This is a genomic window from Klebsiella sp. RCJ4 (genome assembly GCF_009025755.1).
GTDB lineage: Bacteria > Pseudomonadota > Gammaproteobacteria > Enterobacterales > Enterobacteriaceae > Klebsiella > Klebsiella michiganensis.
Map to the genome: position 1 here is coordinate 230,019 of NZ_WCIN01000043.1, position 14,855 is coordinate 244,873.

Annotated in this window: 17 protein-coding genes and 3 tRNA genes; 15 read left to right on the plus strand and 5 right to left on the minus strand. The window is 59.8% G+C overall.

The features are described 5' to 3' along the window. The first annotated feature begins 6 nt into the window (after nt 1-6). From cbiK to cobT, 9 genes are all read left to right on the plus strand, one after another. On the plus strand, nt 7-801 hold the full coding sequence (gene cbiK, locus F8562_RS23960; RefSeq protein WP_014226628.1) for a sirohydrochlorin cobaltochelatase: 795 nt from the start codon (nt 7-9) through the stop codon (nt 799-801). Beyond that, nucleotides 798-1,511, plus strand: a complete 714-nt coding sequence (locus tag F8562_RS23965; RefSeq protein ID WP_014839398.1) for a cobalt-factor II C(20)-methyltransferase — start codon at nt 798-800, stop codon at nt 1,509-1,511. The genes cbiK and F8562_RS23965 overlap by 4 nt, the downstream gene beginning before the upstream one ends. Beyond that, nucleotides 1,508-2,245 (plus strand): cobalt ECF transporter S component CbiM, encoded by a 738-nt coding sequence (gene cbiM, locus F8562_RS23970; RefSeq protein WP_014839397.1) that lies wholly within the window; start codon nt 1,508-1,510, stop codon nt 2,243-2,245. The genes F8562_RS23965 and cbiM overlap by 4 nt, the downstream gene beginning before the upstream one ends. 1 nt (nt 2,246) lies before the next feature. Then, nucleotides 2,247-2,528, plus strand: a complete 282-nt coding sequence (locus F8562_RS23975; RefSeq protein WP_004133685.1) for an energy-coupling factor ABC transporter substrate-binding protein — start codon at nt 2,247-2,249, stop codon at nt 2,526-2,528. Further along, nucleotides 2,515-3,192, plus strand: coding sequence for an energy-coupling factor ABC transporter transmembrane protein (locus tag F8562_RS23980; protein WP_014839396.1), 678 nt, complete (start codon nt 2,515-2,517; stop codon nt 3,190-3,192). The genes F8562_RS23975 and F8562_RS23980 overlap by 14 nt, the downstream gene beginning before the upstream one ends. Nucleotides 3,193-3,200: 8 nt before the next feature. After that, on the plus strand, nt 3,201-4,016 hold the full coding sequence (locus F8562_RS23985; RefSeq protein WP_014226625.1) for an energy-coupling factor ABC transporter ATP-binding protein: 816 nt from the start codon (nt 3,201-3,203) through the stop codon (nt 4,014-4,016). Next, nucleotides 4,013-5,536 carry a cobyric acid synthase gene (locus F8562_RS23990; RefSeq protein WP_049103275.1) on the plus strand — a complete coding sequence of 508 codons (1,524 nt, stop codon included), beginning with the start codon at nt 4,013-4,015 and terminating at the stop codon, nt 5,534-5,536. Before F8562_RS23985 ends, F8562_RS23990 begins: the two co-directional genes overlap by 4 nt. After that, entirely contained in the window at nt 5,530-6,075 is a 546-nt protein-coding gene (gene cobU / locus F8562_RS23995) for a bifunctional adenosylcobinamide kinase/adenosylcobinamide-phosphate guanylyltransferase (RefSeq protein WP_004853703.1), read from the plus strand. Before F8562_RS23990 ends, cobU begins: the two co-directional genes overlap by 7 nt. A 74-nt stretch (nt 6,076-6,149) precedes the next feature. After that, nucleotides 6,150-7,205, plus strand: a complete 1,056-nt coding sequence (gene cobT, locus F8562_RS24000) for a nicotinate-nucleotide--dimethylbenzimidazole phosphoribosyltransferase (RefSeq protein ID WP_014839394.1) — start codon at nt 6,150-6,152, stop codon at nt 7,203-7,205. A 99-nt stretch (nt 7,206-7,304) separates the two neighbouring features. Here cobT and F8562_RS24005 read toward each other — a convergent pair. The 3 genes from F8562_RS24005 to F8562_RS24015 all read right to left on the minus strand — a co-directional run bounded on the left by F8562_RS24005 (nt 7,305) and on the right by F8562_RS24015 (nt 7,626). Then, nucleotides 7,305-7,381, minus strand: a tRNA-Met gene (locus F8562_RS24005). A gap of 44 nt (nt 7,382-7,425) precedes the next feature. Then, nucleotides 7,426-7,502: transfer RNA gene (locus F8562_RS24010), tRNA-Met, on the minus strand. A 47-nt stretch (nt 7,503-7,549) separates the two neighbouring features. Next, nucleotides 7,550-7,626 (minus strand) — tRNA-Met (locus tag F8562_RS24015). Nucleotides 7,627-7,837: 211 nt separating this feature from the next. On the opposite strand from F8562_RS24015, the gene mltA reads away from it, so the two are divergent. Both mltA and tcdA read left to right on the plus strand, forming a co-directional pair. Then, nucleotides 7,838-8,935, plus strand: coding sequence for a murein transglycosylase A (gene mltA, locus F8562_RS24020; RefSeq protein WP_004124438.1), 1,098 nt, complete (start codon nt 7,838-7,840; stop codon nt 8,933-8,935). Nucleotides 8,936-9,049: 114 nt separating this feature from the next. Further along, on the plus strand, nt 9,050-9,859 hold the full coding sequence (gene tcdA, locus F8562_RS24025; protein WP_009651598.1) for a tRNA cyclic N6-threonylcarbamoyladenosine(37) synthase TcdA: 810 nt from the start codon (nt 9,050-9,052) through the stop codon (nt 9,857-9,859). 122 nt (nt 9,860-9,981) lie between these two features. Here the strand turns inward: tcdA and csdE are convergent, their stop codons facing one another. Both csdE and csdA read right to left on the minus strand, forming a co-directional pair. After that, entirely contained in the window at nt 9,982-10,419 is a 438-nt protein-coding gene (csdE, locus tag F8562_RS24030; protein WP_014839393.1) for a cysteine desulfurase sulfur acceptor subunit CsdE, read from the minus strand. Continuing rightward, nucleotides 10,419-11,624, minus strand: a complete 1,206-nt coding sequence (gene csdA / locus F8562_RS24035; RefSeq protein ID WP_014226621.1) for a cysteine desulfurase CsdA — start codon at nt 11,622-11,624, stop codon at nt 10,419-10,421. Before csdA ends, csdE begins: the two co-directional genes overlap by 1 nt. A gap of 198 nt (nt 11,625-11,822) precedes the next feature. Between csdA and F8562_RS24040 the strand changes: the two genes are divergently transcribed. The 4 genes from F8562_RS24040 (at nt 11,823) to rlmM (ending at nt 14,826) form a co-directional block, all read left to right on the plus strand. Further along, nucleotides 11,823-12,047, plus strand: a complete 225-nt coding sequence (locus tag F8562_RS24040; protein WP_014226620.1) for a YgdI/YgdR family lipoprotein — start codon at nt 11,823-11,825, stop codon at nt 12,045-12,047. A 353-nt stretch (nt 12,048-12,400) separates the two neighbouring features. Continuing rightward, the gene (gene gcvA, locus F8562_RS24045; RefSeq protein WP_004114967.1) at nt 12,401-13,318 is read left to right on the plus strand and encodes a glycine cleavage system transcriptional regulator GcvA; all 918 of its coding nucleotides are present in this window, start codon (nt 12,401-12,403) and stop codon (nt 13,316-13,318) included. 19 nt (nt 13,319-13,337) lie between these two features. Then, nucleotides 13,338-13,733, plus strand: a complete 396-nt coding sequence (locus tag F8562_RS24050; RefSeq protein ID WP_004853688.1) for a DUF423 domain-containing protein — start codon at nt 13,338-13,340, stop codon at nt 13,731-13,733. Then, the gene (gene rlmM / locus F8562_RS24055; RefSeq protein ID WP_014226619.1) at nt 13,726-14,826 is read left to right on the plus strand and encodes a 23S rRNA (cytidine(2498)-2'-O)-methyltransferase RlmM; all 1,101 of its coding nucleotides are present in this window, start codon (nt 13,726-13,728) and stop codon (nt 14,824-14,826) included. The genes F8562_RS24050 and rlmM overlap by 8 nt, the downstream gene beginning before the upstream one ends. Nucleotides 14,827-14,855 lie beyond the last annotated feature (29 nt).

Sequence of the window (14,855 nt, forward strand, 5' to 3'; positions counted from 1 at the left end):
TCCGAAATGAAAAAAGCGCTTCTGGTGGTCAGTTTTGGCACCAGCTATCCCGACACCTGTGAAAAGAATATCGTCGCCTGCGAGCGCGAGCTGGCGGCCAGCTGCCCGGACCGCGACACCTTTCGCGCCTTCACCTCCGGGATGATTATCCGCAAGCTCAAGCAGCGCGACGGTATCGAGATTGATACGCCGCTGCAGGCGTTGCAGAAGCTGGCCGAGCAGGGCTACCAGGATGTGGCGATTCAGTCGCTGCACATTATCAACGGCGATGAATATGAAAAGATCGTCCGCGAAGTGCAAAGCCTGCGCCCGCTGTTCCTCCGCCTGACGCTGGGGGCGCCGCTGCTGAGCAGCCATCACGATTATGTCCAGCTGATGCAGGCGCTGCGCCAGCAGATGCCGCCGCTTGCCGCCGATGAAACGGTGGTCTTTATGGGCCACGGCGCCAGCCATCACGCTTTCGCCGCCTACGCCTGTCTGGACCATATGATGACGGCGAAGGGGTTTCCGGCGCGGGTCGGCGCGGTCGAGAGCTATCCGGAAGTCGATATTCTTATCGACAGCCTGCGCCGGCAGGGGGTGAAGGGCGTGCACCTGATGCCGCTGATGCTGGTGGCCGGCGATCACGCCATTAACGATATGGCCTCGGACGAAGAGGACTCCTGGAAAACGCTGTTCAACGCCGCCGGTATCACGGCGACGCCGTGGCTGAACGGGCTGGGAGAGAATCCGGCGGTGCGCGCAATGTTCGTCGCTCACCTGCAGCAGGCGCTGAGCCTGGCGATGGAGGAGGCGGCATGAGCGGCAAGCTGTATGCCCTGAGTACCGGCCCTGGCGCCGCCGACCTGATCACCGTGCGCGCGGCGCGGGTGCTGGGCAAGCTGGACATTCTCTACGCCCCCGCCGGACGTAAAGGCGGCGACAGCCTCGCGCTCTCCATCGTGCGGGAGTATATCGGCGAACGGACCGAAGTGCGCTGCTGCCATTTCCCGATGAGCGCCGACAGCGCGGAAAAAGAGGCGGTATGGGATGAGGTCGCCGCCGCGCTGGTGCAGGAAGTGGAGGCGGGCAAGCAGGTCGGGTTTATTACCCTCGGCGACGCCATGCTGTTCAGCACCTGGGTGTTCTTACTCCAGCGTATCGGCAGCCCGGAGTGGCTGGAGATTGTTCCCGGCGTCACCTCTTTCGCCGCCATTGCCGCGCGTTCGCAAACGCCGCTGGCTATGGAGCAGCAGTCGCTGGCGGTGATCTCCTGCACCGCGCCGGAAACGGAAATCGAGCAGGCGCTGCGCCAGCATGAAAGCCTGGTGCTGATGAAAGTGTACGGGCGGTTTCCCCGCATCAAAGCGCTGCTGGCGAAAAACGGTCTGCTGGATGCCGCGCTGATGATGTCCGAAGCCACGCTGCCGGGCGAGCAGTGCTGGCGCCATCTCCGTGACGTCAGCGACGACCAGCCGCTGCCCTATTTCTCGACCATTCTGGTCAATAAACAGTGGGAGTATGCAGAATGAAACTTGAACAACAGCTAAAACAGCTGTCTTTCAGCGGGTTAGCTGCGGCGCTATTGCTGATAGTGGTACCCGAAAAGGCTTTCGCGATGCACATTATGGAGGGGTTTTTACCGCCGATGTGGGCCCTGACATGGTGGCTGCTGTTTTTACCCTGCCTGTGGTACGGGCTGGTGCGCCTGCGCCGCATCGTGCAGGAAGATAACAACCAGAAGGTGCTGCTGGCGCTGTGCGGGGCGTTTATTTTTGTCCTCTCGGCGCTGAAAATTCCTTCCGTGACCGGCAGCTGTTCGCACCCGACCGGCGTCGGCCTGGCGGTGATTCTCTTCGGGCCTGGCGTGGTGGCGATCCTTGGCGCCATCGTGCTGCTGTTCCAGGCGCTGCTGCTGGCGCACGGCGGGCTGACGACGCTCGGCGCGAACGGGATGTCGATGGCGGTAATCGGGCCGGTGGTCGGCTATATGGTGTGGAAAATGGCCTGCCGCGCGGGCATTCGCCGCGATGTCGGGGTGTTTCTCTGCGCGATGCTGGCGGATCTGGTGACCTACTTTGTCACCTCCGTACAGCTCGGCGTGGCCTTCCCGGATCCGACCGCCGGCGCGACCGGATCGATCGTCAAGTTTATGGGGATCTTCTGCCTGACCCAGATCCCGATCGCCATTGCTGAAGGACTGTTAACCGTCATGATCTACGACCAGTTGACCAAACGTCAGCTGATTACCGCACAGGGGCATTAACATGAAAAAGACGCTGATATTGTTAGCCATGGTGGTGGCGCTGGTGATCCTGCCGTTCTTTGTCGATCACGGCGGCGAGTTTGGCGGTTCGGACGGCGAGGCGGAGAGCCAGATTCAGGTGGTCGCGCCGCACTATGAGCCGTGGTTCCAGCCGCTGTACGAACCGGCGAGTGGAGAAATTGAGAGCCTGCTGTTTACGCTCCAGGGCTCCCTCGGCGCGGCGGTGATTTTCTATATTCTGGGCTACAGCAAAGGCAGACAGCGCCGTGATGACCGGGTTTGACCGACTCAGCTATCAGAGCCGCTGGTTTCACGTCGCGCCGGAGCGCAAGTTCCTGTTCTGGCTGCTGCTGATGGTGCTGGCCTTTACCCTGCCTCCGCTGGGGCAGGGTATCGAAATGGCGCTGATTGCCGCCTTAACCTGCTGGCTGCTGCGGGTCTCGCCGTGGCGCTGGTGCCGCTGGATGGCGCTGCCGTTTGGCTTCCTGCTGATCGGCGTGCTGACCATTCTGTTTAGCGTCAGCCGCAATCCGCAGGATCTGCTGGTGAGCCTGCCGCTGGGCAGCGTCTGGCTGGGCATTACGTCGGAGGGGCTAACGACCGCCAATCAGACCTTCTGGCGCAGCCTGGCGGCGCTGGCCTCTACCTTCTGGCTGGTGCTGAATCTGCCGTTCCCGCAGCTTATTGTGCTGCTCAAGCGCGGGCGGGTGCCGCGGCTGCTGACCGAGCAAATTCTGCTAACCTGGCGCTTTATTTTTATTCTGTTAGACGAAGCGCTGGCGATTCATCGTGCGCAAACATTACGTTTTGGCTACCGTAGCGTGCCGAAGGGCTATCGTTCGCTGGCGATGCTGGTAGGGCTGCTGTTTACCCGGGTGATGATCCGCTACCAGCAGATGAGCACCACGCTGGATATCAAACTGTATCAGGGTGACTTTCACCTCTAAGGATAAGTATGCTTGCCACGACCGATCTCTGGTTTCGCTATCAGGACGAGCCGGTGCTGAAGGGGCTGACGCTGGATTTTTCCCGTCACGCGGTGACCGGACTGGTGGGGGCGAACGGCTGCGGAAAATCCACGCTGTTTATGAACCTGAGCGGTCTGCTGCGCCCGCAGAGCGGGGCGGTGCTGTGGCAGGGAAAACCGCTGGATTACAGCAAACGCGGCCTGCTGGCGCTGCGTCAGCAGGTGGCGACCGTTTTCCAGGACCCGGACCAGCAGATTTTCTATACCGATATCGACAGCGATATCGCCTTTAGCCTGCGTAACCTGGGGGTTGCGGAAGAGGAAATTGCCCGCCGGGTGGACGATGCCCTGACTCTCGTCGATGCCCAGGGGTTTCGTCACCAGCCGATTCAGTGCCTGAGCCACGGGCAGAAAAAGCGCGTGGCGATAGCCGGCGCGCTGGTGCTCCAGGCGCGCTATTTACTGCTCGACGAGCCTACGGCGGGGCTCGATCCCTCGGGGCGCGCGCAGATGATCGACATCATTAAGCGCATTGCCGATCGGGGCAACCACGTGGCGATCTCCAGCCACGATATCGATCTGATCTATGAAATCAGCGATGCGGTTTACGTGTTACGCCGCGGCGAAGTGCTGGCGCATGGCGAACCCGGGGAGGTGTTTGCCCGCAGCGAACTGATGGCCCAGGCCGGGCTCACCCAGCCGTGGCTGGTGAAACTGCACGCGCAGCTCGGGCTGCCGCTGTGTAAAACCGAAGAAGAATTTTTTACGCGGATGCGAAACAACGCGATGAAGGAGGCGTCATGACGCTGGCAATTATGTTACAGGGCACCGCTTCCGACGTCGGCAAAAGCGTGCTGGTCGCGGGGCTGTGCCGCATCTTTTATCAGGACGGGCAGCGCACCGCGCCGTTTAAATCGCAGAATATGGCGCTTAATTCCGGTATCACGCCGGATGGCAAAGAGATGGGCCGCGCGCAGATTTTCCAGGCCGAAGCGGCGGGCATTACCCCGGATGTGCGCATGAACCCGGTGCTGCTTAAGCCAACCAGCGACCGTAAAGCGCAGGTGGTGCTGATGGGCAAAGTGGCGACCGATATGGACGCGGTGAGCTATCACGAATACAAGCCGCGCCTGCGCGAACAGATCCTCGCGGTTTATAACAGCCTGGCCGCCGAACATGATGTGCTGGTGCTGGAAGGGGCGGGCAGTCCGGCGGAGATCAACCTGCGCGATCGCGACATCGTCAATATGGGCATGGCCGAGATGGCCCAGTGCCCGGTGATCCTCGTGGCGGATATCGATCGCGGCGGCGTATTCGCCTCCATCTACGGCACGCTCGCGCTGCTGCACGATCGCGAGCGCGCGCGGGTCAAAGGGGTGATTATCAATAAATTTCGCGGCGACGTGGCGCTGCTCTACTCCGGGATCGAGCAGATAGAAGCGCTCACCGGCGTCCCGGTGCTCGGCGTCATGCCGTGGCTGGACGTCGATCTTGAAGATGAGGACGGCGTCGCGCTGCAAAAAGGGAAATATCTGCGTACCGACAGGCGTGATATTGAGATTGCCGTGATTCAGGTGCCGCACATCGCCAATTTTACCGATTTCAACGCGCTGGCGGCGCAGCCGGACGTCCGCGTCCGCTATGTTCGCCAGCCCCAGGAGCTGGCGGGCGTGGATATGATTATCCTGCCGGGCAGTAAAAATACGCTCGGCGACCTGGGCTGGCTGCGCGAGAGCGGCATGGCGCACGCGATACTGCAGGCCCGGCGTCAGGGCGTACCGGTGCTGGGGATCTGCGGCGGCTACCAGATGCTCGGCGAAACCATAATCGATGAGGTGGAGTCGGGGCTTGGCACCCAGCCGGGGCTGGGGTTGCTCAATACCGTCACCCACTTTGCGCACAGCAAAACGACCACCCAGGTAACGGCGACTCTGGCTCCGGCGCTGCCGGCGTGGCTGGCGGCAACGGCGGGGCTGGCGGTAAGCGGCTACGAAATTCATATGGGCGAAACCGAGCTGCGCGACGGCTGCCGTTCTCTGATGCAATTACATAAAGGCGGCCAGAATGTGGCGGACGGCGCGGTCAGCGATGACGGCCTGGCGTTTGGCACCTATCTGCACGGCCTGTTCGATAGCGATGCATTTACCCGCGCGCTGGTTAACGGCCTGCGCCAGCGTAAAGGGCTGGCGGCGCTGGATAGCGATTTCGAGTATGCGCAGTATAAATCTCGCCAGTTCGATCTGCTGGCGGACGCGATGCGTCAGCATATTGATATCGAAAAAATCTACGCCATCATGCGCCAACATCAGGAGCCCGTATGCTGACTTTAGTGACCGGCGGGGCGCGCAGCGGTAAAAGCCGCCATGCCGAAGCGCTGATCGCCCATGCGCCGCAGGTACTCTATATCGCCACCTCGCAGATCTTTGATGACGAGATGGCGGCGAGGATCCAGCACCACCGCGACGGCAGGCCCGCGCACTGGCGCACCGCCGAGCGCTGGCAGCAGCTTGATGAACTGATCACCCCGGATATCGCCCCGGAGGAGGCGATTTTGCTGGAATGCATTACCACCATGGTAACCAACCTGCTGTTTGCGCTGGGGGGCGACAGCGCGCCGGACGACTGGGATTATGCGGCGATGGAGCGGGCGATCGACGCCGAAATCGCGGTACTGATTGCCGCCTGCCAGCGCTGCCCGGCCCGCGTGGTGCTGGTGACCAACGAGGTGGGGATGGGGATTGTGCCGGAAAACCGTCTGGCCCGCCATTTCCGCGACATCGCCGGGCGCGTTAACCAGCGCCTGGCGGCGGCGGCGGACGAGGTGTGGCTGGTGGTGTCGGGCATTGGCGTAAAAATCAAATAGGCCAGGCGCGCCGTACCGGGCGTTATTCTTCCTGCTGGCTCTGCCATGAGCCAGCCAACAAGACGAGAACCTCTATGCAAAGCTTAACCTCTCTACTGGGCGCGATCCCGGCGCCTGATGAAAGCGCGATGGCGCGCGCCCGGCTTCATATCGACGGCCTGCTGAAGCCGCCCGGAAGCCTTGGACGCCTTGAAGATCTTGCCGTACAGCTGGCGGGCATGCCCGGTCTTGACGGCGTGCCGCAGGTGAAAAAGAAGGCGCTGCTGGTGATGTGCGCCGACCACGGCGTGTGGGACGAAGGGGTCGCCATCTCGCCGAAAGCGGTGACCGCCATCCAGGCGGCGAATATGACGCTGGGGAAAACCGGCGTTTGCGTGCTGGCGGCGCAGGCGGGCGCGAAAATGCACGTGATTGATGTCGGGATCGATGCTGAGCTGATACCGGGCGTTATCAACATGCGCGTGGCGCGCGGCTGCGGCAATATCGCCGTCGGTCCGGCAATGCGCCGCGGCCAGGCGGAAGAGCTGCTGCTGGAGGTGATGCGCTATACCCGAGGGCTGGCGCAGGATGGCGTCACCCTGTTTGGCGTCGGGGAGCTCGGAATGGCCAATACCACCCCGGCGGCGGCGATTGTCAGCGTTCTGACCGGCAGCGATGCCCAGGAGGTGGTCGGGATTGGCGCTAATCTGCCGTTGGCGAAGGTCGCTAATAAAGTGGAAGTGGTGCGCCGGGCTATCGCCGTCAACCGGCCTGACCCGAACGATGGTCTCGACGTGCTGGCAAAAGTGGGCGGTTTTGATTTATTGGGGATGACGGGCGTGATGCTGGGCGCGGCCTCCTGCGGCCTGCCGGTGGTGCTCGATGGCTTTCTCTCCTACGCGGCGGCGCTGGCGGCGTGCCGAATTGCGCCGGAAGTGAAGCCCTATCTGATCCCGTCCCACTATTCGGCGGAGAAGGGCGCGCGTACGGCGCTGATGCATCTCGAACTGGAGCCCTACCTGAATATGGGGATGCGTCTGGGCGAAGGCAGCGGCGCGGCGCTGGCGATGCCGATCGTGGAAGCGGCCTGCGCGATGTATCACGAGATGGGCATGCTGGCGGCGAGCAATATTGTGTTGCCAAAGGGCTGAGAAAGGGCCGGGGAGCGGCGCTGCGCCGTTCCCTGAATCAGGCATAAGATTTTGCGGAGCGCAGAAACAAAAAAACACCCTTGAGGGTGTTTATGATGTTGGTTGCGGGGGCCGGATTTGAACCGACGACCTTCGGGTTATGAGCCCGACGAGCTACCAGGCTGCTCCACCCCGCGTCCGTCTTTACTCTTCATCGAGTAAACTTGCATCAGATTTTAATTGGTTGCGGGGGCCGGATTTGAACCGACGACCTTCGGGTTATGAGCCCGACGAGCTACCAGGCTGCTCCACCCCGCGTCCGTCATTACTCTTCCATCGAGTAACGTTACTTCTCTGATTTTAATTGGTTGCGGGGGCCAGATTTGAACTGACGACCTTCGGGTTATGAGCCCGACGAGCTACCAGGCTGCTCCACCCCGCGTCCGTGGAAGCGCACTATACTCCGCTAACGTTTTGATGCAACCCTTTTTGGCAGAAATCATCAATTTTGTAAAAAATGGTGCATATAGAATCACTTCCAGCCTATTTTTTGCGCAAAACTGCCTTTGCGGTGCCGAAGCGCATTTCATTAGCCCTGGGGGTTTGTTATCTTCATCACGCACCCGGGCTTAGCAGCATAAAGAAGAGATACCATGAAAGGACGTTGGGCAAAATACGCAGTAACAGGCGCAATGCTGGCAATGCTGGCCGCCTGTTCCTCAAAACCGACCGATCGCGGTCAGCAGTATAATGAAGGTAAACTCACCCAGCCGTTTTCACTGGTTAACCAGCCTGATGCGGTCGGCTCGCCGATCAACGCCGGCGATTTCTCCGAGCAGGTGAGACAGATTCGTAGCGCCTCTCCGCGCCTCTACACCAGCCAGAGCAACGTCTACAATGCGATTCAGGAGTGGCTGCGTTCCGGCGGCGACACCCGCACGCTGAGCCAGTTTGGTATCGACGCCTGGCAGATGCAGGGGACGGATAACTACGGTAACGTCCAGTTTACCGGCTACTACACGCCGGTGGTGCAGGCGCGCCATACTCGCCAGGGCGAGTTCCAGTACCCGATTTACCGGATGCCGCCGAAGCGCGGCAAGCTGCCGTCCCGCGCCAGCATCTACGCCGGCGCTCTGAGCGACAACTACATCCTGGCCTACAGCAACTCGCTGATGGATAACTTCATCATGGACGTGCAGGGCAGCGGCTACATTGACTTTGGCGACGGCTCGCCGCTGAACTTCTTCAGCTATGCCGGGAAAAACGGCTGGCCGTACTACAGCATCGGTAAAGTGCTGATCGACCGCGGGGAAGTGAAGCGCGAAGATATGTCGATGCAGGCGATCCGCGAATGGGGCGAAAAACACAGCGAGGCGGAAGTCCGTGAGCTGCTGGAGCAGAACCCGTCGTTCGTCTTCTTTAAACCGCAGTCTTTTGCGCCGGTGAAAGGCGCCAGCGCGGTGCCGTTGATCGGCCGGGCATCGGTGGCTTCCGACCGTTCCATTGTTCCTGCCGGCACCACGCTGCTGGCGGAGGTGCCGCTGCTGGATAATAACGGCAAGTTTAACGGCCAGTACGAGCTGCGTTTAATGGTGGCTCTCGATGTTGGCGGGGCGATTAAAGGCCAGCACTTCGATATTTACCAGGGCATTGGCCCGGATGCCGGGCATCGTGCCGGCTGGTATAACCACTACGGCCGCGTATGGGTGCTGAAAAACGCCCCGGGCGCGGGCAACGTCTTTAGCGGCTAGTGCGCCGGTTCTTTTCCCCGGTCGCGCTGCGCTTACCGGGGCTACGGCTGATTTTGTCACCCGGGTAAGGCGCTTGCGCCGCGACCCGGGAATGTCCACTAATTCTGAGGTTTTATGTCTGTTGTAATCAGCGATGCCTGGCGCCAGCGTTTTGGCGGCACGGCGCGTTTATATGGTGAAAAGGCGCTGCAATGTTTTGCCGACGCGCACGTCTGCGTGGTCGGCATCGGCGGCGTAGGCTCATGGGCGGCGGAAGCGCTGGCGAGAACCGGAATTGGCGCGATTACCCTGATCGATATGGATGATGTCTGCGTGACCAACACCAATCGCCAGATCCACGCCCTTGGCGGCAACGTTGGCCTGGCGAAGGCCGAGGTGATGGCGGAGCGTATTCGCCTGATCAACCCCGAGTGCCGGGTCACGGTGGTGGACGATTTTGTCACCCCGGAAAACGTCGCCGAGTATCTTGGCGTTGGTTTTAGCTACGTGATTGACGCCATCGACAGCGTGCGCCCGAAAGCGGCGCTAATCGCATACTGTCGTCGCCATAAGGTTCCGCTGGTGACCACCGGCGGCGCGGGCGGGCAAATCGATCCGACGCAAATTCAGGTCGCCGATCTGGCGAAAACCATCCAGGATCCGCTGGCGGCAAAGCTGCGTGAGCGTTTGAAGAGCCAGTTTGGGGTGGTCAAGAACAGCAAAGGTAAGCTCGGCGTGGATTGCGTGTTTTCCACCGAAGCGCTGGTTTATCCGCAGGCGGACGGCAGCGTTTGTGCGATGAAAAGCACCGCTGAGGGGCCGAAGCGAATGGACTGCGCATCCGGCTTTGGCGCCGCGACGATGGTGACCGCGACCTTTGGTTTTGTCGCCGTCTCCCACGCGCTGAAGAAAATGCTGGCGAAGGCGGAGCGGCAGACGGCGTAAATTCCCGGGTCGCGGCGCAGGCGCCTTACCCGGGCTACAAAACTGCGCACCTGTCCGGGCGACAAAACCGCATGAACCTGTAGCCCGGGCAAGGCGCGTCAAGCGCCGCCCCCGGGATAAGCTTAAACCTCAACCTCGCGGGCGGCGGCGAGCACCGCTTCGCTCAGGGCGCTGAGCCCCTGACTGCGCGAGGCGCTCAGCTGGCCGCGCAGCCCCAGCGCATCAAATAGCGCCAGCGGATCCTGCGCCAGCAGCTCAGCGGCGCTTTTGCCTTCTATGGCGGTCAACAGCACCGCCAGCATGCCGCGCACGATGCGGCCTTCGCTATCGCCGAAGAAATGCAGCTTGCCCTCGGCGTCAACGACGTGCCCCAGCCAGACGCGGTTTTCACAACCGGCAATCTCTTTGGCTCGCGCTTTCAGGTTGTCCGGCAGCGCGGGAAGCTGCTTACCCAGTAAAATCAGCTGGCGGTATTTATCTTCCCACTGGCTGAGCGGGGTAAAGGTCTGCCGTAGAGATGCCTCGGTGATGCGGGTACCAAAAGGGTGAGAAGTCGTCATTAATCCACCAGTATTTCCAGAGCGCGGTCCACGGCGTGCACCAGCGCGTAAACATCGTCTTGCGTGTTATAAGGCGCGAAGGAGGCCCGTAGCGTGCCGCTGACGCCAAGCGCCGCCAGCAGCGGCTGGGCGCAGTGCTGACCGGCGCGCAGCGCGATCCCCGACTCCGCCAGCAGCGTCACCATATCGCTATGGTGAACGCCGTCAAAATCAAACGCCAGCAGGCTGGCGTCCTGGCAGCGGAAGGAGCGGAAACCCGGACGTTTCGCCAGCTCGTCTTCCGCCAGCGTCGCCAGGCCGCGGCTCCAGTTTTCCGCCTGCGCGATGTCCGTTTCCTCCAGCCACTCCAGCGCCGCGCTCAGGCCGATCACCCCGGCGATATTGGGCGTTCCCGCCTCGAAGCGCCAGGGGGCGGGCTGGGTTTTGAAGCCATCGAAGGTGACTTCGGTAATCATTTTTCCGCCGCCGAGCCACGGCGACATCTCCGCCAGCCGTTCGCTTTTGCCATACAGCGCGCCGATGCCGGTCGGCCCGTAGAGCTTATGGCCTGAAAAAGCATAAAAGTCGATATCCAGCGCCTGGACGTCCGCCGGGAAATGTACCGCTCCCTGCGCGCCGTCGACCATCACCACCATCCCGGCAGCGCGGGCCTGGCGTATTGCCAGCGTCAGATCCGGACAGCCGCCGGTGACGTTGGACATCTGGCCAATCGCCAGCACCCGGCTGCGCGGCGTGATAAGCGCGCCAAGCGCCGCCACGTCCGGCAGGCGGTTGCCCGCCAGCGGCAGCTTCACCACCCGCGCGCCGGTTTGCCCGGCAACCATTAACCACGGCACCAGGTTGGCGTGATGCTCTGCTTCGCTGACGATAATCTCATCGCCGGGTTTCAGGCGCGGGCGCACGTAGCTCTGCGCCACCATATTAATGGCTTCGGTGGTGCCGCGCGTCCAGACGATATCCTGGCCGGAAGGGGCGTTGAGCAGCGTCGCCACCCGTTCGCGCGCGTTTTCATAGCGTTCGGTTAGCTGACGGGCGGTGGCGAACTGGCTGCGGTGGACGTTACCGGCGCTAAGGCGATAGAACTGGTCGCTGGCCTCAATGACCGCCAGCGGTTTGAGGGTTGTCGCGGCGCTATCAAGATAGACGCCGGCGTCGGCCAGCGCCGGGAACTGGGCGCGAAATTGGACGGGGTTGAATGCGTTCATGAGATTCCTCGTATCGATATCAGGATCGTCGCGCAAATCGGCGGGTGATACAAGGTTTCTGCTAACGACTGGAATTTTCTGAATATGGCTTCGGGTGGGTAAAAGATAGTTATGCTGAATAGTGTTGGGTTTGCGTTTTAACCTGGTACAGAACGAATCATAAACAGTATAAATAGTCGAAAGGAGAGAAAGATGAAAATGAATAAGACTGCCGCAATTATTTCTGCCTGTGTGCTGACCTTTGGCCTGAGCGCCTGCTCCTCCAACTACGTGATGCATACCAACGATGGGCGCACCATCGTGACCGACGGCAAACCGCAAACGGATAATGATACTGGCATGATTTCGTACAAAGATGCCTGGGGTAACAAGCAGCAGATTAACCGTTCTGACGTAAAACAGCTGGGCGAACTGGATAAGTGATTTCGGTATAGCAGGCAAAAAAAAGCACCGCGCAGTGCGGTGCTACATTAAATCACTATGGACAGACAGGGTAAATGTACAGGAAGTGAAAAGGGGTAGCTGAGCTACCATGGTCCGCAAACCCGGACCAATTGCAAACACAACAACACAACATCACAACCGTAAGCCAAAAGCTTGTTGGAACACGCATTCCAAAAAAAGCTCTTCGTTCCGGCTCAGGAAGTGCCGCCACTATAGGTATTTGCTGGTAGAAGCTCAACGGACAAATTATAATAGCTCAGATAAAAAAAACTAATAGGTTAACTATTGTTTCCTGTTTGTTAAATTGCCTTAACATCTAAGCCAGAATAACTATGTCCAAGCGTTTGCCACCTCTGAATGCATTACGTGTTTTTGATGCAGCCGCCCGCCATCTTAGCTTCACTCGCGCCGCCGATGAGCTTTTTGTGACGCAGGCCGCAGTCAGCCACCAAATCAAGTCCCTGGAGGATTTCCTCGGCCTCAAGCTGTTCCGTCGACGCAATCGTTCTCTTCTTTTGACGGAGGAGGGGCAGAGCTATTTTCAGGATATCAAAGAGATTTTTTCGCAGCTCACCGAAGCGACCCGCAAGCTCCAGGCCCGAAGCGCAAAAGGGGCCTTAACCGTCAGTATGCTCCCCAGTTTTGCCATTCAGTGGCTGGTGCCAAGGCTCACAAGCTTTAACTCAGCTTATCCGGGAATCGACGTCAGGATCCAGGCCGTGGACCGTCAGGAGGATAAGCTGGCCGACGATGTCGACGTGGCGATTTTTTACGGCCGCGGCAACTGGCCGGGGCTGCGGGTGGAAAAGCTGTACGCCGAATATCTGCTCCCGGTGTGCTCACCGCTGTTGCTCACCGGCGATAAAGCGTTGAAAACGCCTGCCGATCTGGCGCAACATACCCTGTTGCACGATGCTTCCCGCCGCGACTGGCAAACTTATACCCGCCAGTTAGGTCTAAACCATATTAATGTTCAACAGGGACCGATATTTAGCCACAGCGCAATGGTGCTGCAGGCGGCAATCCATGGACAGGGGGTCGCGCTGGCCAACAATGTAATGGCGCAGTCCGAGATTGAGGCGGGCCGTTTGGTCTGCCCGTTTAATGATGTTCTGGTCAGTAAGAATGCGTTTTATCTCGTTTGTCATGACAGTCAGGCAGAACTGGGTAAAATAGCCGCCTTCCGCCAGTGGATTCTGGCAAAAGCGGCTAATGAACAAGAAAAATTTCGCTTTCGTTATGAACAATAAATCATCGTAGGGTAAACACATGACCAGCCGTTTTATGCTGATTTTCGCCGCGATAAGCGGTTTTATCTTTGTGGCTTTGGGCGCTTTTGGCGCGCACGTTTTGAGTAAAACGATGGGCGTTGCGGAAATGGGCTGGATCCACACCGGCCTGCAGTATCAGGCATTCCATACGCTGGCTATTTTTGGCCTGGCGGTGGCGATGCAGCGCCGCATCAGCATCTGGTTTTACTGGAGCAGCGTCTTTATGGCGCTCGGTACCGTTCTTTTTAGCGGCAGCCTCTACTGTCTGGCGCTCTCGCATTTACGCCTGTGGGCGTTCGTTACGCCGGTTGGGGGCGTCTGCTTCCTCGCCGGTTGGATATTAATGTTAATTGGTGCAATTCGTCTGAAACGTAAGGGCGTTGTTCATGAATAAAGTTGTCCTCTATTGTCGCCCTGGGTTTGAGAAAGAGTGCGCAGCAGAAATTACCGATAAGGCCTCGCGCCTTGAGGTGTTTGGTTTTGCCCGGGTCAAAGACGACTCCGGCTATGTGATTTTTGAGTGCTACCAGGCCGAAGATGGCGAAAAGCTGGTGCGCGAACTGCCGTTCAGCTCGCTGGTGTTTGCCCGCCAGATGTTTGTGGTTGGCGAACTGCTGCGCGACCTGCCGCCGGAAGACCGGATTTCCCCGATCGTCGGTATGCTGCAGGGCGTGGTGGAGAAGGGCGGCGAGCTGCGCGTAGAGGTTGCCGATACCAACGAAAGCAAAGAGCTGATGAAGTTCTGCCGCAAGTTTACGGTACCGCTGCGCGCGGCGCTGCGCGAAGCGGGCGTGCTGACCAACTATGAAACGCCAAAGCGTCCGGTGGTCCACGTGTTCTTTATCGCCCCCGGCTGCTGCTATACCGGTTACTCGTTGTCTAACAACAACTCGCCGTTCTATATGGGCATTCCGCGGCTCAAGTTCCCGTCCGATGCGCCGAGCCGTTCGACCCTCAAGCTGGAAGAGGCGTTTCACGTCTTTATTCCGGCGGATGAGTGGGACGAGCGCCTGGCGAACGGTATGTACGCGGTGGATCTTGGTGCCTGCCCCGGCGGCTGGACCTATCAGCTGGTGAAACGCAATATGTGGGTCTCCTCGGTGGATAACGGCCCGATGGCGCAAAGCCTGATGGATACCGGCCAGGTGACCTGGCTGCGCGAAGATGGCTTCAAGTACCGCCCAACGCGCAACAACATTTCGTGGATGGTGTGCGATATGGTGGAGAAACCGGCGAAAGTGGCGGCGCTGATGGCCCAGTGGCTGGTGAACGGCTGGTGCCGGGAAACCATCTTTAACCTGAAGCTGCCGATGAAAAAACGCTACGAAGAGCTGTCGCGCAACCTGGCCTATATTCAGGAACAGCTGGACGAGCACGGCATCAACGCGCAAATCCAGGCGCGCCAGCTGTATCACGATCGCGAAGAGGTGACGGTTCACGTTCGCCGCCTGTGGGCTGCCGTCGGCGGTCGCCGCGACGAACGCTAGTTTGATCTGTAGGCCGGATAGGGTGTTAA

Coding starts and splice junctions, on each gene's coding strand:
- mltA (WP_004124438.1), top strand. CDS start 7,838: ATGAAAGGACGTTGGGCAAAATACGCAGTAACAGGCGCAATGCTGGCA.
- rlmM (WP_014226619.1), top strand. CDS start 13,726: ATGAATAAAGTTGTCCTCTATTGTCGCCCTGGGTTTGAGAAAGAGTGC.
- cobT (WP_014839394.1), top strand. CDS start 6,150: ATGCAAAGCTTAACCTCTCTACTGGGCGCGATCCCGGCGCCTGATGAA.
- csdA (WP_014226621.1), bottom strand. CDS start 11,624: ATGAACGCATTCAACCCCGTCCAATTTCGCGCCCAGTTCCCGGCGCTG.
- gcvA (WP_004114967.1), top strand. CDS start 12,401: ATGTCCAAGCGTTTGCCACCTCTGAATGCATTACGTGTTTTTGATGCA.
- F8562_RS23985 (WP_014226625.1), top strand. CDS start 3,201: ATGCTTGCCACGACCGATCTCTGGTTTCGCTATCAGGACGAGCCGGTG.
- F8562_RS23990 (WP_049103275.1), top strand. CDS start 4,013: ATGACGCTGGCAATTATGTTACAGGGCACCGCTTCCGACGTCGGCAAA.
- cbiM (WP_014839397.1), top strand. CDS start 1,508: ATGAAACTTGAACAACAGCTAAAACAGCTGTCTTTCAGCGGGTTAGCT.
- tcdA (WP_009651598.1), top strand. CDS start 9,050: ATGTCTGTTGTAATCAGCGATGCCTGGCGCCAGCGTTTTGGCGGCACG.
- csdE (WP_014839393.1), bottom strand. CDS start 10,419: ATGACGACTTCTCACCCTTTTGGTACCCGCATCACCGAGGCATCTCTA.
- F8562_RS23975 (WP_004133685.1), top strand. CDS start 2,247: ATGAAAAAGACGCTGATATTGTTAGCCATGGTGGTGGCGCTGGTGATC.
- F8562_RS23980 (WP_014839396.1), top strand. CDS start 2,515: ATGACCGGGTTTGACCGACTCAGCTATCAGAGCCGCTGGTTTCACGTC.
- F8562_RS23965 (WP_014839398.1), top strand. CDS start 798: ATGAGCGGCAAGCTGTATGCCCTGAGTACCGGCCCTGGCGCCGCCGAC.
- F8562_RS24040 (WP_014226620.1), top strand. CDS start 11,823: ATGAATAAGACTGCCGCAATTATTTCTGCCTGTGTGCTGACCTTTGGC.
- cbiK (WP_014226628.1), top strand. CDS start 7: ATGAAAAAAGCGCTTCTGGTGGTCAGTTTTGGCACCAGCTATCCCGAC.
- cobU (WP_004853703.1), top strand. CDS start 5,530: ATGCTGACTTTAGTGACCGGCGGGGCGCGCAGCGGTAAAAGCCGCCAT.
- F8562_RS24050 (WP_004853688.1), top strand. CDS start 13,338: ATGACCAGCCGTTTTATGCTGATTTTCGCCGCGATAAGCGGTTTTATC.